General features: G+C 73.2%; 20 protein-coding genes. 16 read left to right on the plus strand and 4 right to left on the minus strand.

Annotated features, from left to right (window positions below; all coding sequences use genetic code 11):
• Positions 1-72 precede the first annotated feature (72 nt).
• Positions 73-1,077 carry a hypothetical protein gene (locus ABWK59_RS19770; protein ID WP_354641926.1) on the plus strand — a complete coding sequence of 335 codons (1,005 nt, stop codon included), beginning with the start codon at positions 73-75 and terminating at the stop codon, positions 1,075-1,077.
• A gap of 66 nt (positions 1,078-1,143) precedes the next feature.
• Here ABWK59_RS19770 and ABWK59_RS19775 read toward each other — a convergent pair whose 3' ends face one another.
• Entirely contained in the window at positions 1,144-2,355 is a 1,212-nt protein-coding gene (locus tag ABWK59_RS19775) for an MFS transporter (RefSeq protein ID WP_354641927.1), read from the minus strand.
• 398 nt (positions 2,356-2,753) lie between these two features.
• Here ABWK59_RS19775 and ABWK59_RS19780 point away from each other — a divergent pair, with 398 nt between their 5' ends.
• Positions 2,754-4,097, plus strand: coding sequence for a dicarboxylate/amino acid:cation symporter (locus tag ABWK59_RS19780; RefSeq protein WP_354641928.1), 1,344 nt, complete (start codon positions 2,754-2,756; stop codon positions 4,095-4,097).
• Between the two features lie 123 nt (positions 4,098-4,220).
• Here ABWK59_RS19780 and ABWK59_RS19785 read toward each other — a convergent pair whose 3' ends face one another.
• Together ABWK59_RS19785 and ABWK59_RS19790 are read right to left on the minus strand one after the other, a co-directional pair.
• A complete protein-coding gene (locus ABWK59_RS19785) occupies positions 4,221-5,228 on the minus strand; it encodes a bile acid:sodium symporter family protein (RefSeq protein WP_354641929.1) in 1,008 nt (335 codons plus the stop codon).
• 135 nt (positions 5,229-5,363) lie between these two features.
• On the minus strand, positions 5,364-5,567 hold the full coding sequence (locus tag ABWK59_RS19790; RefSeq protein ID WP_354641930.1) for a cold-shock protein: 204 nt from the start codon (positions 5,565-5,567) through the stop codon (positions 5,364-5,366).
• A 382-nt stretch (positions 5,568-5,949) separates the two neighbouring features.
• On the opposite strand from ABWK59_RS19790, the gene ABWK59_RS19795 reads away from it, so the two are divergent.
• The 5 genes from ABWK59_RS19795 (at position 5,950) to ABWK59_RS19815 (ending at position 10,450) form a co-directional block, all read left to right on the plus strand.
• Positions 5,950-6,813, plus strand: a complete 864-nt coding sequence (locus ABWK59_RS19795; RefSeq protein ID WP_354645022.1) for a menaquinone biosynthetic enzyme MqnA/MqnD family protein — start codon at positions 5,950-5,952, stop codon at positions 6,811-6,813.
• A 243-nt stretch (positions 6,814-7,056) separates the two neighbouring features.
• A complete protein-coding gene (mqnC, locus tag ABWK59_RS19800; protein WP_354641931.1) occupies positions 7,057-8,265 on the plus strand; it encodes a cyclic dehypoxanthinyl futalosine synthase in 1,209 nt (402 codons plus the stop codon).
• Positions 8,265-8,882: a hypothetical protein gene (locus ABWK59_RS19805; RefSeq protein WP_354641932.1), complete on the plus strand. Its 618-nt coding sequence runs from the start codon at positions 8,265-8,267 to the stop codon at positions 8,880-8,882. Before mqnC ends, ABWK59_RS19805 begins: the two co-directional genes overlap by 1 nt.
• A gap of 161 nt (positions 8,883-9,043) precedes the next feature.
• Complete coding sequence (locus tag ABWK59_RS19810) at positions 9,044-9,637, plus strand: hypothetical protein (RefSeq protein ID WP_354641933.1); 594 nt, start codon at positions 9,044-9,046, stop codon at positions 9,635-9,637.
• A gap of 120 nt (positions 9,638-9,757) precedes the next feature.
• Positions 9,758-10,450, plus strand: coding sequence for a demethylmenaquinone methyltransferase (locus ABWK59_RS19815; RefSeq protein WP_354641934.1), 693 nt, complete (start codon positions 9,758-9,760; stop codon positions 10,448-10,450).
• A gap of 59 nt (positions 10,451-10,509) precedes the next feature.
• On the opposite strand, the gene ABWK59_RS19820 is transcribed toward ABWK59_RS19815, so the two are convergent.
• Positions 10,510-10,995 carry a GNAT family N-acetyltransferase gene (locus ABWK59_RS19820; protein ID WP_354641935.1) on the minus strand — a complete coding sequence of 162 codons (486 nt, stop codon included), beginning with the start codon at positions 10,993-10,995 and terminating at the stop codon, positions 10,510-10,512.
• 193 nt (positions 10,996-11,188) lie between these two features.
• Between ABWK59_RS19820 and ABWK59_RS19825 the strand changes: the two genes are divergently transcribed.
• The 9 genes from ABWK59_RS19825 (at position 11,189) to ABWK59_RS19865 (ending at position 21,115) form a co-directional block, all read left to right on the plus strand.
• Complete coding sequence (locus tag ABWK59_RS19825) at positions 11,189-11,980, plus strand: SCO2525 family SAM-dependent methyltransferase (RefSeq protein ID WP_354641936.1); 792 nt, start codon at positions 11,189-11,191, stop codon at positions 11,978-11,980.
• 66 nt (positions 11,981-12,046) lie between these two features.
• Complete coding sequence (locus ABWK59_RS19830; RefSeq protein WP_354641937.1) at positions 12,047-13,882, plus strand: SCO2524 family protein; 1,836 nt, start codon at positions 12,047-12,049, stop codon at positions 13,880-13,882.
• A gap of 3 nt (positions 13,883-13,885) precedes the next feature.
• The gene (locus ABWK59_RS19835; protein ID WP_354641938.1) at positions 13,886-14,806 is read left to right on the plus strand and encodes an SCO2523 family variant P-loop protein; all 921 of its coding nucleotides are present in this window, start codon (positions 13,886-13,888) and stop codon (positions 14,804-14,806) included.
• A gap of 124 nt (positions 14,807-14,930) precedes the next feature.
• Positions 14,931-15,884 carry an SCO2522 family protein gene (locus ABWK59_RS19840; protein ID WP_354641939.1) on the plus strand — a complete coding sequence of 318 codons (954 nt, stop codon included), beginning with the start codon at positions 14,931-14,933 and terminating at the stop codon, positions 15,882-15,884.
• Positions 15,881-16,846 (plus strand): SCO2521 family protein, encoded by a 966-nt coding sequence (locus ABWK59_RS19845; protein WP_354641940.1) that lies wholly within the window; start codon positions 15,881-15,883, stop codon positions 16,844-16,846. Before ABWK59_RS19840 ends, ABWK59_RS19845 begins: the two co-directional genes overlap by 4 nt.
• A 64-nt stretch (positions 16,847-16,910) precedes the next feature.
• Positions 16,911-17,810, plus strand: coding sequence for a DUF6879 family protein (locus ABWK59_RS19850; protein ID WP_354641941.1), 900 nt, complete (start codon positions 16,911-16,913; stop codon positions 17,808-17,810).
• Positions 17,811-17,877: 67 nt separating this feature from the next.
• On the plus strand, positions 17,878-19,161 hold the full coding sequence (locus tag ABWK59_RS19855; RefSeq protein WP_354641942.1) for a geranylgeranyl reductase family protein: 1,284 nt from the start codon (positions 17,878-17,880) through the stop codon (positions 19,159-19,161).
• A gap of 160 nt (positions 19,162-19,321) precedes the next feature.
• Positions 19,322-20,230 carry a DMT family transporter gene (locus ABWK59_RS19860; protein ID WP_354641943.1) on the plus strand — a complete coding sequence of 303 codons (909 nt, stop codon included), beginning with the start codon at positions 19,322-19,324 and terminating at the stop codon, positions 20,228-20,230.
• Between the two features lie 525 nt (positions 20,231-20,755).
• Positions 20,756-21,115 carry an NADH-quinone oxidoreductase subunit A gene (locus tag ABWK59_RS19865; RefSeq protein WP_354641944.1) on the plus strand — a complete coding sequence of 120 codons (360 nt, stop codon included), beginning with the start codon at positions 20,756-20,758 and terminating at the stop codon, positions 21,113-21,115.
• Position 21,116 lies beyond the last annotated feature (1 nt).

Genomic DNA, 21,116 nt, shown 5'->3' on the forward strand with positions numbered 1-21,116 from the left:
CACGGAAAGCGGCGTAGACGCCGGAGGCTCTCGATCCACTCCGTTCTGTTCGTCTCCCTGGGGGGTTGCGTCATGGGCACGCCCGTTATCAGCCGTTTCGTGAAGAACATCACCACCGCCGGGTCCTCGGACGCGGGCCGCCGCCGGCGTCGCCTGGCGCTGGCCGTCCCGCTGGCGGCCGTGGCCGCGGTCGGGGCCGTGGTGTGCGCCGGCCCGGCCGGGATGGCGGCCACCGCTGCGGCCGTGCCGCCGGCGGCCGCGGCGGTCGCCGCGCCCGGCACCCCGTCCGCGCCCTCCGCCTTCGCCGCCGCGGACATCCCGGCCGTCACCGAGGGCGCGTCGGCCGCCGCCTCCGCGTCCACGTCCGTCACCGAGGCCGCGGCGGCGCCGGTGTCCGCGCCGGCCCCGGGCCGTCCGGCCGCCGCTCCGCAGGCGCCGCAGGTGAAGGCGCCCGCGCCCGCCGCGGGCCGGGAGTCCGCGCCAGCCGCCGTGGTGGACCGCCACCGTCCGACGGTCGCCCTGGTGTCCGGGCCGACCGAGTTCACGGCCGGGCGGACGCTGACCGAGATGGAGCTGGAGGTCCGCAACGGCACCGACACCCCGATGCCGGTCGCCGAGCCCGTGGTGCTGGTGCACGACGAGTCGGTCTTCCCCGGCAGCAGCTACCGGCTGCGGGCGGTCCGGGTGACCGCCGAGGTGAAGATCGGCGGCCAGTGGCGGACGCTGACCACCCTGGACGACGAGGCGAGCCGTTCGGTGAAGGTGGACACCTCCGCGCTGCGGCAGCTCCTCGCGCCGGGGGAGGCCGCCCGGTTCGCGTTCCGCTTCGGCTACACCATGGACGCCCACGACATGTCGACCTCGCAGTGGGTGTTCACCCTGGGGGCGACCTCCGGCGGCCACGACGCGGACACCATCGAGGCCCGCCCGAAGATGTGGGTCGCCATGCCGGGCTGGACCCCGCCGTCGACCCCGTCCACCCCGTCGACCCCGTCGACCACCGCGACCGACACCGCCACGACCGGCACCGCCACCCCCGGCCCGGCCGCCAGCGCGCCCGCGACCGCGGGCCGCTGACACCGACGCGCCGAACGCCACGACGCGCCCCGGTCCACCGGACCGGGGCGCGTCGCCGTTCGCCGTTCAGGCGCCGACCGGCACCCGCTCCGGCGGTGCGACGGCGGCAGCCGGCCGGAGGCGTCCGCGGGCGCCGAACAGGAGCAGGCCGCCGACCCCGATGCCCCCCGCCGCGCACAGCGCCACCGCCCCCAGCGAGCTCTCCGCCAGCGAGCCGGACACCGCGTACCCCGCCGCGTTCCCGGTCGCGAACAGCGTCACCAGCCAGGCGAACGCCTCCGTCACCGTGCCCCGCGGCGCCAGCTCCGCGACCAGCACGAACGCCGCCGCCAGCAGCGGCGCCAGCCCCACGCCGGAGACGAACGCCAGCCCGGCCATCGCCGCCGGCCCGGGCAGCCACAGCAGCGGCAGGTAGCTGACCGCCATGCCGAGCGCGAGCACCCAGGTGCGGGTGGCCGTGTCGGCGCGCCAGGGCAGCGCCCCGTACGCCAGCGCACCGAGCAGTCCGGCGAGCGCCGCCAGCGCGAGCAGGGTCCCGGCGCCGCCGGGGAGGGCGCCGGGGTGCTGCTCGGCGTACGCGATGAACAGGACGTTCTGCGAGCCGACCGCCCAGCCGGCGCCGGCCAGGCCGAGCAGCAGGAGGACCAGGCCGGGGGAGCGGAGCGGTCCGAGGAGTCCGGCGGAGGCCTCCCGCGGGGCGGGTCGCCAGACGCGGGCGGGTCCGGTGGTGGCGACGACCAGGGCGCCGAGCAGGCCGAGCGCGGCGGCTGTCCACAGGGCTGTGGACGGACCGAAGGCGGCCGCGATCCCGGCGACGGCGAGCGGCCCGGCGACGTACAGCACCTGCTGGGAGGCGGAGTCGAAGGCGTACGCGGTGTCCAGCTGCTCCTCCTCGACCACGGAGGGCCACAGGGCGCGCAGGCAGGGTTCGAGCGGGGGCATGGCCAGTCCGGCGAGGGCGGCGCCGACCGGGGCGGCGACCGGCGAGCCCGGAGCCAGCGCCAGCAGCGCGTAGCCGCCGCCGGCGACCACGGCGGAGCTGACCAGCACCCGGGGCTGCCCGGTGAGGTCGACGATCCGGCCGAGCACCGGCCCGCCGACCGCGGCGGCGATCGCGTACGCGGCGGTGGCCAGGCCGATCCGGCCGTAGGGCGCACCGGCCTCGCGCAGGGCGAGGGCGATGACCAGGGCCGTCATGCCGGCGGGGAGCCGGCCGAGCAGGGTGCCCAGGAGCAACCGAGTGACGTGGGGGGCGCGGAGCAGGGCGAGGTAGCCCATGGACGGGTCTCCCGGGGCAGGGGGGATGGACGGTGGGATCGTCCTGCCAAGTTATACGTATAACCGTCCGCCGGTCAAAGCTCGTCGATGGCCGGATCGGTACCCCATCTCAAACCACTGCTTTGAACATCCATAAGATTCGTTGCTAGTCTGACGCCCATGACCACCCCCGGCGCCGCACACCTGCACGGGACGGGCCCTCGGCCCGCCGCCCGCCGCGTGCGCCTGCTCGGCGCCCTGGACGGCCCCCGCCGCTGTCGCGCGCTCGGCTGTACCGGGGCGGCACGCCCCTCCTGACGCCCTGACGCTCCGGCACCTCGGTTGCCGGACCGGCGTCCGCGTGCCGCCGCCCCGTCGCCGTCCGTCCGCCACACCCCACTCCCCGGAGCCGTACCCCCATGCCCACCGCGCCCACGCCCGCGGCGGCGTCCCCCGACGCGCCCGCATCCGCCGACCCCTCCTTCCTGAGCCGGGTGCGCCGCACCCCGTTCTGGGCCCAGATCGTCGGCGGCCTGGTCCTCGGCCTGCTGCTCGGCTACCTGGCCCGCGTCCAGGACGTCGCCTGGCTCACCACCACGCTCGACACCATCGGCAAGACCTTCGTCCAGCTGCTGAAGCTGGCGGTGCCACCGCTGGTCTTCACCGCCCTGGTGGTCAGCGTGGCCAACCTGCGGAACGTGACCAACGCCGCCCGGCTCGCCGTCCGCACCCTCCTCTGGTTCCTGGCCACCTCGCTGATGGCCGTGGCGATCGGCCTGGTCCTCGGCCTGCTCACCGACCCGGGCCAGGGCGCCGGGCTGTCCACCGAGGGCCTCAAGGCCCCGGAGAAGGGCGGCAGCTGGATCGACTTCCTGACCGGGATCATCCCGACCAACATCGCCGACGCCTTCCTGAAGGTGAACGTCCTCCAGATCGTCTTCCTGGCCGTGGTGGCCGGCGCCGCGATCCTCAAGACCGGCGAGAAGGCCGCCCCCGCGCTCCGGCTGAGCGAGTCCGTCCTGGAACTCACCCAGACCGCGCTCTGGTGGGTCATCCGGCTCGCCCCGCTCGGCACCCTCGGCCTGATCGGCAAGTCCGTCGCCGTCTACGGCTGGGACCTGCTCGAGCCCTTCGCCACCCTCACCGCCGACGTGTACCTCGGCTGCGCGCTGGTGCTGTTCGTGGTGTACCCGGCGCTGCTCCGGCTGGCCGGCGGCCTCAACCCGCTGAACTTCTTCAAGGGCGCCTGGCCCGCCATCCAGCTGGCCTTCGTCTCCCGCTCCTCGGTCGGCACCCTGCCGGTCACCCGCCGCGTCACCGAGCGCCTCGGCGTGCCGGGCGAGTACGCCTCCTTCTCCGTCCCGCTCGGCGCCACCACCAAGATGGACGGCTGCGCGGCGATCTACCCCTCGCTGGCCGCGATCTTCGTCGCCCAGGTGTACGGGATCGACCTCGGCGTGGGCGACTACCTGCTGATCGCCTTCGTCTCGGTCATCGGTTCCGCCGCCACGGCCGGACTCACCGGCGCCATCGTGATGCTGACCCTGACCCTCTCCACCCTCGGCCTCCCGCTGGAGGGCGTCGGCCTGCTGCTGGCCATCGACCCGATCCTCGACATGGTCCGCACCGCGACCAACGTGGCCGGCCAGGCGGTCGTACCGATCCTGGTCTCGGCCCGCGAGGGCACGCTGGACCGGGCCGCGTACGACAGCCCGACCGGCGACCTGCTGGACCGTGAGGCGGTGGCCACTCCGGCGGCCTGACGCTCCCTCCCGAGGGGCGCGGGGACGGGGCGGGCGGGCAGGCCGAGGAGGCCCGCCGCTGCGCACCGTTCCCCGCGCCCCCTCGGGTCTTCCGGGTGCGGCGCCCCGGGCCCTGCCGGGTGCTCAGGTGGATTCGGCCCGGCGGCCCCAGCGTTGGGCGAGGACGGTGCAGACCACCAGCTGGATCAGGTGGAACAGCATCAGCGGCAGGACGGTGATCCCCACCTCCGCCGCGGGGAACAGGATGGTGGCCAGCGGCAGTCCGTTCGCCAGGCTCTTCTTGGAGCCGCAGAACTGGATGGTCACCCGGTCGGCCCGGTCGAAGCCCAGGCGGCCGGAGACGGTGTGGGTGAAGGCCAGGACGAGGGCGAGCAGGGCGGCGCACACCGCCACCAGCCAGGCGAGCTGACCGGCGGTCACCTCGCCCCAGATCCCTTCCCGGACGCCCTCGCTGAACGCGGTGTAGACGATCAGCAGGATCGAGCCCCGGTCGACCGCCATGGTCACCACCCGGTGCCGCCGGATCCACGGCCCGACCCAGCGCCGCAGCAGCTGCCCGGCGGCGAACGGCACCAGCAGCTGCAGCACGATGTCCAGCACCTGCTCCCCGCTGACCGCCGCCCCGCTCGCCCCGGCCAGCAGCCAGGCGGCCAGCAGCGGGGTCAGCACGATGCCGGCCAGGCTGGAGAAGGTGGCGGCGCAGATCGCGGCGGCCACGTTGCCGCGGGCCATCGAGGTGAAGGCGATCGAGGACTGCACCGTCGAGGACAGCAGGGTGAGGAACAGGACGCCGGTGTAGAGCGGCGGCGGGAGCACGCTGTCCGGCAGGACCCGGGCCGCCTCCCCGAGCAGCGGGAAGAGCACGAAGGTGCAGCCGAGGATCAGCAGGTGCAGCCGCCAGTTCCGGGCGCCGGCCAGCGCCTCCTGCGGGGAGAGCCGGGCGCCGTACAGGAAGAACAGCAGGCCGACCGCGACGCTGACGGCCCTGTCGACCACACCGGCGGCGGCGCCGCGGGCGGGCAGCAGGGTGGCCAGGCCCACCGTGGCGAGCAGCAGCAGGAGGTAGCCGTCGATCCCGATCCGGTGCAGTGCGCGGTCGACGTTGCCCAGGGCGGATCGGAGTCGGTGCATAGGGCCGATCATGCCCGTGCCGTCCGGGGGACACGGGCAGGGGGCCCGCCGCGTCCGGTGTTCCGGACGGGACGGGCCCCCTTGGGACTGCTCGTCGAGCGATCAGATGATCACGAATTGATGATCAGAGGAGTGTCAGATCGGGGTGACGTTCTCCGCCTGCGGGCCCTTCGGACCCTGGGTCACGTCGAAGCTGACAGACTGGTTCTCCTCCAGCGAGCGGAAACCGGTCGCGTTGATGGCGGAGTAGTGGACGAAGACGTCCGGGCCGCCGCCCTCCTGGGCGATGAAGCCGAAGCCCTTCTCAGCGTTGAACCACTTGACGGTTCCCTGAGCCATGCCGTTCTCCTTGCGAGGGACGTGTTGGAGGCCACACCGTGTGGCCATCCGGTCCGCTGCGCTGATCGCCCCGCCTCCGGAGAGTTCCGGAGTTTTTCGCACAGCGCTCAATCAATGCTCAATTGATGCTGTTACTGCTGAAAAATTACAAAAAGCCTGCGGTTACATGCTCCGCAGGCTCCAAGTACTGCAAGGGAAATCAAACTGCAACTGAGTGGAACGGTAGCACGCTGCGACGGCCCCGACCAGAGGTCACCGGTCGGTCACAGCGGTGTGTCGGAGGCCGGTTGCAGGCCCCCGGGCGACCCGGGCGTAGCCTGCGTGCTGAGTACGAACAGCTAGCAGGGAGCATGCGGTGACCGGACGGGACGCGGGCAGCCCGATGGCGGCGATCAGGCCACGGGTCGGACATATTCAGTTCCTGAACTGCCTTCCCCTGTACTGGGGGCTGGCGAGGACGGGGAACCTGCTCGATCTCGACCTCACCAAGGACACCCCGGAGAAGCTCAGCGACCAGCTGGTCAACGGCCTGCTCGACATCGGCCCGATCACCTGCGTGGAGTACCTCCGGAACGCCGACCAGCTGGTGGTGCTCCCGGACATCGCCGTCGGCAGCGACGGCCCGGTGATGTCCTGCGTCATCGTCAGCAAGCGGCCGCTGGCCGAGCTGGACGGCCGCCGGGTCGCGCTCGGCTCCACCAGCCGGACCTCGGTCCGGCTGGCCCGGCTGCTGCTGGAGGAGCGCGAGGGCGTCCGGCCCGAGTACTTCTCCTGCCCGCCGGACCTGGACGCCATGCTGGCCGAGGCGGACGCCGCCGTCCTGATCGGCGACCCGGCCCTGCGCGCCTCGCTGGAGGACGCCCCCCGGCAGGGACTGGCCGTGCACGACCTCGGCGAGATGTGGAAGGAGTGGACCGGCCTGCCCTTCGTCTTCGCGGTCTGGGCCGCCCGCCGCGAGTACGCCGAGCTCAACCCGGAGACCACCGCCGCCGTCCACCGGGCCTTCCTGGAGTCCCGCGACCTCTCGCTGACCGAGGCCGGCAAGGTGGCCGAGCAGGCCGCCCGCTGGGAGGCGTTCGACGCGGGCGTCCTGGAGCGGTACTTCAGCGCGGCGCTGGACTTCTCGCTCGGTGACCGCCAGTTGGCCGGCATCGCCGAGTTCGCCCGTCGGACGGCCCACGACTCCGGGTACGCCCCGGACGTCCCGGTCCGCCTGCTGGAGCCCTCGGCGGCCGTCGCGTCGTAACGGCCCCGGCGGCCGGTCCGCACCCCGTCCGGGCCCGGTCGGCGCACGGCCCGGCCCGGACCGGGCACGGCCGGAGTACCGGCCGCGGTACGGGCCGGCGCCGGTGCGGGCGACGCGGTCTGACGGTGAGCAGGGGGTCGGGGCCGCCCGGAACGGCTGGCGTAGGCTGGTTCGGTCATGTCGGCCGGCGCCCCCGCCGCCCAGGCCGAGGCGACCCGACGTTGGAGAAAGAAGGCCCGCCAGGTGTCCGAGCAGACCCTTTCCGCCACTGACCTGCAGGCCGTCCTGGACCGCGCGGCCGCCGGCGGCCGGATCACCCCCGAGGAGGCGCTGGAGCTCTACCGCTCCGCGCCGCTGCACGCCCTCGGCTCGGCCGCCGACACCGTGCGCCGCCGCCGCTACGCCGGTACCGAGCACATCGCGACGTACATCATCGAGCGGAACATCAACTACACCAACGTCTGCGTGACGGCCTGCAAGTTCTGCGCCTTCTACGTCCCGCCGAAGAGCGACAAGGGCTGGTCCCGCGACCTGGAGGAGATCCTCCGCCGCTGCGCCGAGACGGTCGAGCTGGGCGGCACCCAGGTGATGTTCCAGGGCGGCCACCACCCCGACTACGGCGTGGAGTACTACGAGCGGGCCTTCTCCGCCATCAAGGCCGACTTCCCGCAGCTGGTGATCCACTCGCTGGGCGCCTCCGAGGTCGAGCACATGGCGAAGATCTCGGGCGTCTCCATCGAGGAGGCCATCACCCGGATCCACGCGGCCGGCCTGGACTCCTTCGCCGGCGCCGGCGCCGAGCTGCTGCCGGCCCGCCCGCGCAAGGCGATCGCCCCGCTGAAGGAGTCCGGCGAGCGCTGGCTGGAGATCATGGAGGCCGCCCACAACCTGGGCGTGGAGTCCACCTCCACCATGCTGATGGGCACCGGCGAGACCAACGCCGAGCGGATCGAGCACCTGCGGATGATCCGCGAGGTGCAGGACCGCACCGGCGGCTTCCGCGCCTTCATCCCGTACACCTACCAGCCGCAGAACAACCACCTGAAGGGCTCGACCCAGGCCACGGTCTTCGAGTACCTGCGGATGATCTCGATCGCCCGGCTGTTCCTCGACAACGTGGCCCACATCCAGGGCTCCTGGCTGACCACCGGCAAGGAGGCCGGCCAGCTCTCCCTGCACTACGGCGCCGACGACCTCGGCTCGGTGATGCTGGAGGAGAACGTGGTGTCGATGGCCGGCGCCAAGCACCGCTCCAACCTGACCGAGCTGATCCACCTGATCCGCGCGGCCGGCCGCGTCCCCGCCCAGCGCTCCACCACCTACGAGCACCTGCGTGTGCTGGACGACCCGGCGAACGACCCGGTGGACCCGCGGGTCGCCTCGCACATCGCCTCCACCGCCCTGGAGGGCGGCACCGCGCACCCGGAGCTGACGATCCTCTCCACCAGCTGATGCTGACCCTCCACCGGGCCGCCCTCCTGGTGGCCGATCCGGCCGACCCCGCCGCCCCGTCGATCACCGACGGGGCGGTGCTGGTGGACGGCTCCGCCGTCGCCGCCCTCGGGCCCTTCGCCGACCTCGCCGCCGGAGCCGGTGCCGCGGCCCGGGTCCGCGACTGGGGCGGCCTGCTGCTGCCCGGGCTGCGCAACCCCGCCGGCGGCTGGCTGCTGGAGACCGCCTACCACCCCGACCCGCGCGAGGAGCTCGGTGCCGAGCCGCTGCTCGTGGAGGTCGGCGAGGAGGCCCGCGGCGGCAGCGCCCGGCGCGGCCTCCAGCGGATGCTCGGGTACGGGACCACCGCGGTCGCCGGACCGTTCCGGCTGCCCGCCGTCCGGACGGCCGTGACCCGGTCCGGACTGGCCGCGCTGCCCGGCGACGGGCGGTCCGGCGGCCTGGACCCGCTGACCGGCGGGACCGTGGCCGACCTGGTCCACCGCCCGCTCGCCGTGGGCGGGCCCGCCGACTTCGCGGTCTTCGCCGCCGACTCGGTCGAGGAGCTCCAACTCCGCGGCGCGGGCTGCTGCCTGGCCACCGTCCTGGCCGGCCGGCTGCTCTACCGGCGGCGCTGACGGGGCGTGCGTTCCCGCAGGTCCGGCGGCTGAATCCCGACCCGGCCGTGGCGATGGTCATACCGGCCGGTGATCGCTCGCCGTGACCTGAGGGCCCGCCAGCGGCTACGATCCCGGACAGCCGATCAGGTGACGGTGAGACACCAGCCAGGACAGGAAGCATGGGACCGGGGACAGTCGACCGACCGCACGGACAGGGTTCGCCCGCGCGTCCGCGACTCGGCCGGGGCTGGTACATCGGCGCGGTGCTCAGCGCCGTCCTCGCGGTCGGCATGTGCCTGCTCGGCTGGCGCCAGGCCGACCAGGCGGACCGCATCGCGGCCGACCCGATCCGCGCCGAGGGGACGGTCACCCAGCTCCCCGGCGGCAGCGGCACCTACAGCCAGATCGTGTACCAGGCCGAGGGCCACCGGTACGTCGCCGCCGACCTCTGGCTCCCGGAGGAGGCCCGGGTCGGCGACCCGATCTGCCTGGAGTACGCGGCGGGCGACCCGGAGGCGGTCCGGGTCTGCGGGAAGCGGTACCCGCAGCCGGTGGGGATCGGGCTGGCGCAGACGAGCGTGCCGACCGCGCTGCTGTGCTGCCTGCTGTGCGTGGGGCGGATCTGGCGGTTCCGGCGGGCCCACCCGGGGACGCCCGGCGGCGGACGGTTCCGGACCGCGACCGTCGCCTTCGCGGCGGAGGGGATGCCCGCGCTCACCCACGGGAAGCGCAGCCGCAGGCGGCGCAAGGGCGGTCGGCGGGCGCTGCGGTAGCCGCTCGGCGCCCCGGGTGGTGCGCCGGTCGCCGCCGGTGTCCGCGCCCGCTCGGGCGATTGTCGGGGTTTGTTCCGCCCCGGGTACGGGTGGGCGGGGGTGACGGTGAAGAATGGGGGCGTGACCCGAGCCTCTCTGGACAAGCAGCCGCAGGAAGTCGCCTCGATGTTCGACGACGTCGCGGCCAACTACGACCGCACCAACGACGTGCTCTCCCTGGGCCAGGCCCGGCTGTGGCGCCGGGCGGTGGCCGACGCGGTGGGCGCCTCGGCGGGCCAGCGGGTGCTCGACCTCGGGGCCGGGACCGGCACCTCGTCGCTGCCCTTCGCGCTGGCCGGCGCCGACGTCGTCCCGTGCGACTTCTCGATCGGCATGCTGGCCGAGGGCAAGCGCCGCCACCCGGAGCTGGCCCTGACGGCCGGCGACGCGACGAAGCTGCCGTTCGCGGACGAGAGCTTCGACGCGGTGACGATCTCCTTCGCCCTGCGGAACGTGCAGGACACCGACACCGCGCTGCGCGAGATGCTCCGGGTCACCAAGCCCGGCGGCAAGCTGGTGATCTGCGAGTTCTCCACCCCGACCTGGACGCCGTTCCGGACGGTCTACACCGAGTACCTGATGCGCGCCCTGCCGCCGGTGGCGACCGCCGTGAGCAGCAACCCGGACGCGTACGTGTACCTGGCCGAGTCCATCAAGGCGTGGCCGGACCAGCCGGCGCTGGCCGCCAAGCTGCAGCAGGCCGGCTGGTCGAAGGTGGCGTGGCGCAACCTCACCGGTGGCATCGTCGCCCTGCACCGCGGCTTCAAGGCCTGACCGCGGACTGATCACGGCTCGACGGACGGGACCGACCGACGGGACCGACCGGCGCGGGGTCAGCGCCGGTCGGCCAGCGGCAGGCCCATGATCAGCCGGTCGTTCCCCGCGCCGAAGAAGCCGGGGCGCTCCTCCACCACGCCGAAGCCGAGCGAGTGGTAGAGGTTGAGCGCGATGACGTTGGTGGGCTCCACGCTGAGCCGGACCTCGCCCACCCCCTCGGCCGCCAGCCGGACCAGACCCTCGGTCATCAGCCGCCGCCCGTGCCCGAGCCCGCGCGAGCCCGGCACCACGCCGAGGCCGAGCACCCAGCTGGTCTTCACGTCCGGCTTGGTGGCCAGCAGCGTGTAGCCGAGCAGCCCGGTGGCACTGTCGAGCACCAGGAAGCCGTCGCTGTGCACGTCGAAGAGCTGGCGGAGCACGAAGTACGGGTAGGCGTCGTGCGGGAAGATCTCGTTGTCGATCCGGCTGAGCTGGTCGAGGTCCGCCTCGGCGGCGGTCCGGACGCCTTCCGGTTCGCTCCTTCGGGTGGAGCCCTGGTTCACGTCTGCACCTTCCGTCGGCTCGGCGCCGGGCGGCGGCGGCCTGGCCGCGGCTTCGGCGGGGAACGGCTTCGGACGTATCCGTACTCCATCCTAGGCATTTTTGCTCATTATCTGAACACGCCAGACATGGTGGAGAGTTGACAGGCTGTTAGAATTCCGTGTGACCCGATGGTGCGTCACATAAGGGGATCTCGTGCCCGTCAGCACCGAAGCCGACAGCGTCAGAACCGAGCGGAACAGCGAGGCCCCCTGGGACTCCTTCGACTCCCTGGCGTACTTCGAACACAACTACCGCACGCTCCGCTCCGACGACCGGCAGATCCTGGCCCGGGTCGGCGCCCACTTCAGCGCGCACTTCGCCGAGTTCCCCGCCAAGCAGCTGCACGGCATCGACGTCGGTGCCGGGACGAACCTCTACCCCGCGCTCGCGATGCTGCCCTGGTGCGAGACGATCACCCTCTTCGAGCGCTCGGCCGGCAACGTCGAGTGGCTGGGCCGGGCCAAGGCGGAGGGGTTCGGTGCCAACTGGCAGCCGTTCTGGGACGTGCTGACCGTCAACGAGCCGTACGACCTGTTCCCCGACCCGCGGGCCGCCTTCAGCCGGGTCGCCGACGTCCGGCAGGGCGACCTGTTCGGCGGGCTGCCCGGTTCGGGGTACGGCATCGGCACCATGTTCTTCGTCGCCGAGTCGCTGTCCACCGAGTACGGCGAGTTCCAGGACGCGGTCTCGGCCTTCGCCGGCTCGCTGGCGCCCGGTGCGCCGTTCGCGGCCGCGTTCATGGAGAACTCGCTCGGGTACGAGGTCGGCGACCTGCGCTTCCCGGCCTGCCGGATCGAGGCCGAGCACGTCACGCACAGCCTGGAGCCCTTCGCCGCGGAGGGGATGAAGGTGGAGCGGATCGACATCCCCGCCGAGCTGCTGCTGCGCGACGGGTACACCGGCATGCTGCTCGCGCTCGGACGGAGGTCCGACGGCACCGGCTGAGCACGGCCCGGCCCGGTCCGACCGGCGCCGGTTCCACGGGGGACGACGGCAGAACAGGGGTGAGGGGTGCGGATCCAGCCACGCCAGCAGCTGCTGGAGATCTGGCAGGCCATCGGGCGGGCCAGCTTCAGCGACAAGGCCTGGGAGTTCGGCGCGGAGGGGGACCCGAGCAGCGTCAGCGACGCCGAGCAGCTGCTCTGCATCCTGTACCCCGCCACCGAGCTGCCCTCGCTGCGGCTCGACGTCCCGGACGAGACCGCCGAGGACGTGCTGTCCCACCTGCGCGGCCTCGGCGACAGCGTGGAGATCCCGCGCAAGCTGGTGCACGCCCTCACCGACTTCATGGCCCGGCACAGCGACGAGGGCGGCGCGACCTTCCCCGCCGGCCGCTACCTCACCGCCGTGGAGCCCGGCGCCCAGCCCACCCACGCGCAGTACAAGCTGGGCGTGGTGGACGCCTACTCGCTGTCCATCACCCTCTCCCTGGCCACCCTGGGCTTCCTGAAGATCTTCACCCGCAACATCCGGCGGGCCGACCTCCGCGAGATGGCGACCAAGCTGGAGGAGGCCACCAACGTCCGGCTCTCCGCCGCCATGGCGGCGCTGCTGCGCTGCTTCACGGTGAGCGTCTTCGAGGCCGACTCCGACCAGGGCCGCACCCTCTGCTCGATGGTCAACCAGACCGGCGCCCCCGACCGCCTCATCGTCCAGCAGCTGCAGCGCCGGCTGCGCCCGCTGCGGGCCACCATCCGCGACTACTTCACCATCGGCCTCGCCGGCACCGGCGACCTGGAGAACGAGAACCTGCTCTTCGAGTGCGGCTGGTCCTGGGGCGTCGTGGAGGACGCCCCGCCGATCGACACCAGCGAGCCGATCGGCGTCCAGCCCGAGGGCCTGGCCCAGCCCGCCCCGTACCTCTACTTCACCGTGGTCGCCCTGGACGGCATCGCCGACCTGTTCTCCGAGCGCACCCTCACCCTCGGGCTGCTCAACGAGGAGCAGCAGCGGCTCGCCCAGGCGCTGCGGCTGCGCTGGGAGCTCACCCAGCAGTACTGGTCGGCGATCGCCCGGTTCGACGACGAGGCCTGGCCCCTGGAGGACATCCCCTGGCGGACCACCGACCAGCAGGAGTCCGCGTACTTCTCGCTGCTGGTCGCCTCCATCCTGGTGCAGGACCTGGTCCGCCGGAAGGCCACCGACGACGACCTGACCCGGACCGTCGCCGTCATGGAGGAGCTGGCGCTGCGCTCCCGGACCACCCGCCGGATGGCGGTCAACGACGGCGCGCTGCGGCTGCACGTCCCCGGCGTGGAGCTGACCCTGCTCGGCAGCGAGCGGATCGGGCCGCTGCTGCGCTGGTCGGTCTCGGACTTCTCGGCCCAGCTGCTCAAGCGCAGCCTCCAGCTCAGCGGCCTGTCCCGGAACATCGGCTCGCACGACCGGCTGGTCCGGCTGTCCGAGAAGATCATGGACCACCTGTGGGCCCGCCGGATCGGCACCGGCACCGGCGAGAAGCTCTGGGACGACATCACCGGCGTCTACCCGGAGATCGGCGAGCGGCCGAGCACCCTCTCCTGGAACCTCACCGAGCGCGTGGTGGAGTGCCTGGTCGCCGCCTCCGGCGTGGTCGGGCAGACCCCGATCCGCAGCGTCCGGCTGATCGAGGTCGCCACCGACCTGCTGAGCGAGGCCGACCACCTGCTGGACATGGAACTGATGCAGCTCAGCTCCGGCGGCTTCTCCTCGGTCCGCAGCACCCTGCAGCAGGCCGAGGTCCAGCTCCAGCGGGCCCGCCGGATCGTCCGCGACCGCCCCGGCACCGCCTGCGCCCTGGCCCTCCAGGTGCTGGCCACCCTGGACGAACTGGTCACCGCCCGACGGGCCGCCGCGTGGAGGGGCTGACCGGTGCTGATCTTCGCCACCTCCGACAAGGGCGGCACGGGCCGCTCCGTCACCAGCGCCAACATCGCCTACCGCCGCTCGCTGAGCGGTGACGACGTCTGCTACCTGGACTTCGACTTCGGCTCGCCCACCAGCGCCGCGGTGTTCGACGTGCCCACCGCGCTGCGCGGGGTCGACCAGGCCGGCCTGCACTCGTACCTGCGGGGCCACGTGGCCGAGCCGAAGCGGATCAACGTCTGGGCCGAGTCGGACAGCACCGGCCTGCGCAGCCGGCCGGCCGGCACCGGACGGCTGGTCCTCGTCCCGGGCGACCGGGGTGGCGGCGAGTTCGTCACCGGCGGCGACGCCGTCCGCCGCTGCGCCGAGCTGTTCCTGCGGCTGGAGGAGGAGTTCGACGTCATCCTGGTCGACCTCAGCGCCGGCCGCAGCTACGCCGCCGAGATGGTGCTGGAGGCCACCTCCCGGCCCGAGCTCGCCGGGGTGGTCTGCCGCTGGCTGGTCTTCCACCGCTGGACGCGGCAGCACATCATCGCCGCCTCCGGCCTGGTCTACGGGGACCGCGGGATCATGGCGGCCGGCGCCGCCCGCGGTCACGACGAGGAGGCCCTGCGGGAGTCCGTCCGGTTCGTCCGGGCCGCCGTCCCCGACCCCGCCTCGCCGATGTTCACCAACCTCCGGCCGGCCCAGGCGGCCTGGCTGCAGGCCTGCGACGAGGAGCTCACCCGGCTCGCCGCCGAGCACCGGCTCGGCCAGACCCGGCTGCTCGGCGCCGTCCCGCTGGACCCGGTGCTGCAGTGGCAGGAGCAGCTGATCACCGACGACGACGTGCTGGCCAGCAAGGTGGCCAACCCGGAGACCCGCAGCGCCTTCATCGGGCTGGCCGCCGCGCTCACCGACGACCGCGCCTGGGACACCCCGCTCTGACCCGCCCCCCGGGCCAGCCCGGTGCCCGTCCGTACGCCGCCCGTCCGTTCGATCCCGCACCGTGAAGCCGTCCGCCGCGCCCCCGCGGCCCGGGCCGGCGAGCCGAGCACGAGGAGTGAGCCAGTTGGACACCACGTTCCGGGAGGTTTCCTCGGACCCGAGAACGGCCGCCGTACCGCTCTCCCACCTGTCCCTCGAACTCGGCCACCTCTACATGGACGACTTCGCGGCCGGCCCGGCCCGGCTGCGCGAGCAGTTCGAGCGGGTGAAGCCCTGGGCGGACGCCGCCCGCGCGGCCTGCACCGCCCCGGCCGGCCGCCGGCCCAGGATCAGCACCTGCTTCCTGATAGACGACTACTTCACCCGGTTCTCCACCCCCGCCGAGGTGGTGCCCGAACTGCTGGCCCAGGCCGCCGAGTGCGGCCTGGTGATCGACTACCTGGCCCGCGAGTCGGCCTGCGCCGAGGCTGACGGCCGCCACCCGGCGCGGCTGGTGGAGGGCCGCCTGGTGCAGTCCCCGCCGCCCGGCAGCAACGGCTCCCGCCCGCCCGCCACCGAGACCGGCTGGCTCAGCAACGGCGAGCGCTCCCCGTCCGACGGCCTCGGAGAGGCGATGAGCGCGGCCGCCGGCTGGCGCCCGCCGCGGGAGAACGAGGCCCGCCGGCACTCGGTCTTCCTGGACGTCGAACTCTGGGACGAGCAGGGCGGCCGCCGCACCTGGTCCTGCCCGTTCCTGGCCGCCGTCTGGCAGCTGCTGCGGCTCGGGCTGCTCCGCGACGGCGGCCGCGAGGTGCTGCCGCCCGTCCCCCGACCCGCCGCCTTCCCCACCTCCTGGGACGCCCTGCCGCCGCTGGTCCGGCTCAACCCGGACGCCGACCCGTTCGCCGCGTACCGGACGGTCTCGGTGCTCGCATCCCGCTTCCTGCCGATCGAGCACGCGGTCAAGGTGGTGCTGGACCAGTGGGCGCCCGAGGAGCCGGTGCTGCGCCAGCTCGCCGAGCGGGCCGCGGGCGAGGGGCTGCCGCTGCCCGACGACCTGACCGCCCGGGTCGGCTACGTCTTCCACGGACAGCCGTGAAGCCCGACCAGCCCGGGGAGGGCCCGTCCCTGCTGTACGGCGAGGTGCGCAGCGGCCTGCTCCAGCACTCGGTGGAGCTGGAGCACGGCGCCGCCGCCGACCTGCTCGCCCTGCGCCACGGCGAGCCGGTCCGCACCTCCGAACGCCCCAACCTGCGGGCCGTCTCGCCCGACCTGCTCACCGGCGTGGACTGCGCCCTGCCCACCGGCTCGCACCGGTCCGTCCGCGGGGTCGGCACCGCCGTCTCCCGGGCCGTGCTCACCGAGGGGCGGGTGCTGCAGGCCTCCGTCCGCGCCCGGATCACCGCCGCCACCGGCGAGGGCCGGCTCGCCTGGAGCCACTACCTGGCCCACCCGGGCACCGTGGAGCTCACCGGCCGGGCCGGCGCCGACGACCTCGCCGAGGGCTTCCTCACCGCCCCGCCCGGCCCCGCCCTGGACCTCGGCGCGCTCGCCGACCGCCTGCTGACCGACATCCAGGGCCGGCGCGCCCTGGACCGCCGGGCGCCCTTCCGGTCCCGGCGCACCTTCCTGCGCTGGACCGCCGTCCGTACCGACCTGACCGCCGACGGCCCGGGCGGCCGGTTCACCATCGAGGACGAGGACCACCGCACCCTGCGCCTGGTCCTCGACCGGATCGACCCGGCGGCCGTCACCGCCTTCTGCGAGGACCTCGCCCTGCACGACTGGCTGCTCACCACCCTGGGCAGGCTGATCGAGCGGAGCGGACTCGGTTCCCGGCCCGGCGCCGACGCCGTGCTGCGGCTGACGCCGGCCGTGAACCACCTGCTGCACCTGTGGATGCCCGGGGCCCGGGTCGAGCACGCGCTCGCCCCGCTCTGGGCCGGACTGGAGGCCCGCCCGGGGTTCACCCGCCAGTGGTCGGCCGCCGTCCAGCGCATCCGCGACCACCTGGCGCTCCAGGCCGTCGGCCTGAACCCGCGCCGCCACCACGGGGATTGATCGGTACCGTCACACCTACGCACGGGGGAGAGCCATGGACCAGCCGCGCCGTCTGAGCCCGGTCATGAAGAGGATCCTGACCAGTGTCGTGTCGGGTGGGGTCAGTTACGGCCTCACCCAGCTCACCAAGCAGTCCAACAGCACCAGTCTGATCGTCGGCACCCTGGTCGGCGGCACGGTTCTGATGGTCGGCTTCCTGATCGGCTTCGAGCGCCGGCTCACCGGCGTCGAGCACGCCCTCGAGGAGCACACCACCGAGATGCAGACCCTGGTCGGCGGCGGCTTCGCCCGGATCAACGAGGCCACCGAGCTGTTCGGCCGGGTCGAGTCCTCCCGGCTGGACACCGGCGAGGTGACCGAACTGGTCCGCAGCGCCCTGGAGATCGGCCCCGACCGGCCGGAGATCGTGCACGGCTTCGCCCAGAAGGAGATCCGCCGGCTCGCCGTCCTGATGCGCGAACTGCGCACCGGCGAGGCCGCGTACGACGGCGAGGACCGCGACTGGCTGCTCACCCTGGCCGGCAGCGCCAACGCCACCATCGACGCCACCAGCACCGCCGTGGACGTCGGCTTCTGGACCTCCGAGCTGGGCCTGCGCTACCTGGCCGCGCAGCGCGAGGCGATCGACCGCGGGGTGAAGGTCCGCCGGGTCTTCATCCTGGACAGCCCGACCGCCGAGGAGCTGGCCGAGGTGCACCGGGTGGGCCGTCAGCAGGCCGCGCTGAACGTGTCGGTCCGGGTGGTCACCACCGCGGACCTGCCCGCCCCGGTCCGGCTGGACCCGATGTTCGACTTCATCGTCTTCGACCAGGCGATCAGCTACGAGGTCACCCCGGGCCTGCCGGTGGAACAGGCCGCCCAGCCGGTCATCGCCAGCACCCGGCTGGTCCTCCGTCCGGACCGGGTCGCCCGCCGGATGCGCCGCTTCAACGACCTCTGGAACGCCTCGGAACCGGTCGAGTGACCACCCCGTAGACTGCTCCGGAATGCCGGACCGTGCCCCCGTCGCAGCGCTCAGGAGAACACCGCCCATGACCGAGACCGCCGTCGAGAGCACCGCTGACGTCATCGTGGTCGGGGCGGGCCCGGCCGGCTCGACCACCGCGTACTACCTGGCCCAGGCCGGCCTCGACGTGCTGCTGCTGGAGAAGACCGCCTTCCCCCGGGAGAAGGTCTGCGGCGACGGCCTGACCCCCCGCGCCACCAAGCAGCTGGTCGACATGGGCATCGACGTCTCGGTGGAGAACGGCTGGCTGCACAACCGCGGCCTGCGGATCATCGGCGGCGGCGTCCGGCTGGAGCTCGACTGGCCGGAGCTGTCCGCCTTCCCCGACTACGGACTGGTCCGCAAGCGCGCCGACTTCGACGAGCTGCTGGCCCGTCAGGCCCAGAAGGCCGGCGCCCGCCTCTACGAGACCTGCAACGTCACCGGGCCGGTCCTGGACGACCGCACCGGCCGGATCACCGGGGTGACCGCGAAGCTCGGCGACGAGAAGCGCGAGGTCGTCTTCCGCGCCCCGCTGGTGGTCGCCGCCGACGGCAACTCCACCCGGCTCTCGCTCGCCATGGGCCTGCACCGGATCGAGTCCCGCCCGATGGGCGTCGCCTACCGGACGTACTTCACCTCCCCGCGCCACCAGGACGACTACCTGGAGTCCTGGCTGGAGCTGTGGGACACCCGCGGCGGCGAGAAGAAGCTGCTGCCCGGCTACGGCTGGATCTTCGGCATGGGCGACGGCACCTCCAACGTCGGCCTCGGCATCCTCAACTCCTCGCCCGCGTTCGGCGACCTCAACTGGCGCGAGGTGCTGAAGGCCTGGTGCGCCTCGATGCCCGAGGAGTGGGGCTACACCCCGGAGAACATGACCGACCCGATCCGCGGCGCAGCCCTGCCGATGGCCTTCAACCGGCAGCCGCACTACACCCGCGGCCTGCTCCTGGTCGGCGACGCGGGCGGCATGGTCAACCCGTTCAACGGCGAGGGCATCGCCTACGCGATGGAGTCCGGGCAGATCGCGGCCGGCGTCATCATCCAGGCCAACGCCCGGGTCACCGACGCCGGGCGGGAGCGGGCCCTGCAGCGGTACCCGCAGATCCTCAAGGAGGTGTACGGCGGCTACTACACGCTCGGCCGGGCGTTCGTGAAGCTGCTCGGCAACCCGAGGATCATGCAGCTGGCCACGGACCGCGGGCTGACCCACCCGGTCCTGATGAAGTTCGTCCTCAAGCTCCTCGCCAACCTGACGGACCCGCAGGGCGGCGACGCCATGGACCGCATCATCAACGGCCTCGCCAAGGTCGCGCCCAACGCCTGATCCACCGCACCCATCTGGTTGCCCTCACCGCACCCGCCCGGCCACACGGGTGGCCGGGCAAAGCCGTTGGACCCGGGGCGCCCGGTGCGGGACGATGGCGGGCCAGGCAGCCCCCGTCCGACGGTGTACGGGCCCTAACCGTCACCCCGGAGGGCCCCGCATGACCGCCACCCCCGCCGACCTGCCCGTTCCCCGGCAGTCCTTCCGCGACCTGCCCGTCCTCGCGGTCGCCGCGGTCTGGGGATCCAGCTTCCTGGTGGTCAAGGAGGTCGCCGACCCGGGCACCGCCCTCGCCGTGCTGGTGCTCCGCTTCGGCCTGGTCCTCCCGCCGCTCGGCCTCGCCGCCTGGCCGGCGCTGCGCCGGCTGACCCGCCGGGAGTGGCTCGGCGGCGCCGCGCTGGGGCTGGTGCTCGGCGGGATCTTCCTGCTGGAGACGTACGGCGCGGTGCACACCAGCGCCACCAACGCCGGGCTGATCATCAGCCTCACCATGGTCTTCACCCCGCTCGCCGACAGCGCCCTGCGGCGTACCCGGCCGTCCCGGCCGTTCCTGGCGGCGGCCGGTCTCTCGGTGCTCGGGGTCGCCCTGCTGACCGCGGACGGCGGCCTGCGGGCCCCTTCCGCGGGCGATCTGCTGGTGCTCGCGGCGGCCGTGGTGCGGACCGCGTTCGTGCTGGCCACGGCCCGCAGCCGGGCGGTGGCGGACACCGACTCGCTGGCCCTGACCTGGGTCCAACTGGCCTCGGCCACCGCGGTGTTCGCCCTGGCGGCGCCGTTCGCCGGGCCGTCCCCGCTGGCCCTCGCGGCGGAGTTCGGAGCGGCCGGCTGGGGCCTGCTGCTGTACCTGTCGCTGTTCTGCACGGTGTTCGCGTTCTTCGTGCAGGCGTGGGCGGTCCGGGCGACCTCGCCGTCCCGGGTGAGCCTGCTACTGGGCACCGAGCCGCTCTGGGCGGCGGTGTTCGGCATCGCCGTCGCCGGGGACCGGCCGGGGGCCGCGGCGCTGCTGGGCGGCCTCTGCGTGCTCGCCGGCACCGAGTGGGGCCGCCGCACGGCGCAGACGCCCGCCTAGCGCCGCCCAGCGTCCCCGGCGACCGGTCGAGCCCCCCGCCGGGCCGCCGCCGGGCCGCCGTCGGGCCCGCCGCCCGGGCCCGGTCCGGCGGGCTCCTCGTGAGCTTGTGAACGAAGGGTCAAGCGGCTGCACCGGGTCCGCACCCGGGCGAGTGAGGGCCTATAACACGTCAACCCGGCAAGATCGAAATTTGCCTCCGCCACCCTCGGGTTGGTATGGGCGACGGCCTCTGACCAGTCGCTTCACAGTCGATTGCGACAGATTGTGTCCGTTTGCCTCCGTTGCGTGGCCTGATGGGGACTTGGGCGCCTTGGGCAGCGTTTGTGAGGTGGCGCAGATCACAAAGATCGTTAGGAACCGCGTGTCGCAGATCACAAGCCGACGGGCATAGGATGCGCTCGTTCCAGGCTTTGTGAACTGCCTCACATGCGGTGGATCTCACGGTGTGGAACGCGGGTCCGACCCAACGTGACCCGGCGGTTCCGATCTGCAGTCAAGGACGACTGGACGGAGGGAGCGGGGGCTATGAATGCCTACGCGCCGATCCTCGTACTCGGTGCCATCGCGGCGGCGTTCGCGGTCGGCTCCGTCGTGATGGCCTCGCTCACCGGCCCGAAGCGTTACAACCGGGCCAAGTTGGAGGCGTACGAGTGCGGCATCGAGCCGACCCCGCAGCCCAAGGGCGGCGGTCGGTTCCCGATCAAGTACTACCTGACGGCGATGCTCTTCATCGTCTTCGACATCGAGATCGTCTTCCTCTACCCGTGGGCGGTCAGCTTCGACGCCCTGGGGATCTTCGGGCTGGTCGAGATGCTCCTGTTCATCGCCACCGTCTTCGTCGCGTACGCCTACGTCTGGCGCCGCGGCGGTCTGGAGTGGGACTGAC

The organism is Kitasatospora sp. HUAS MG31, from assembly GCF_040571325.1.
Taxonomy (GTDB): Bacteria; Actinomycetota; Actinomycetes; order Streptomycetales; family Streptomycetaceae; genus Kitasatospora; species Kitasatospora camelliae.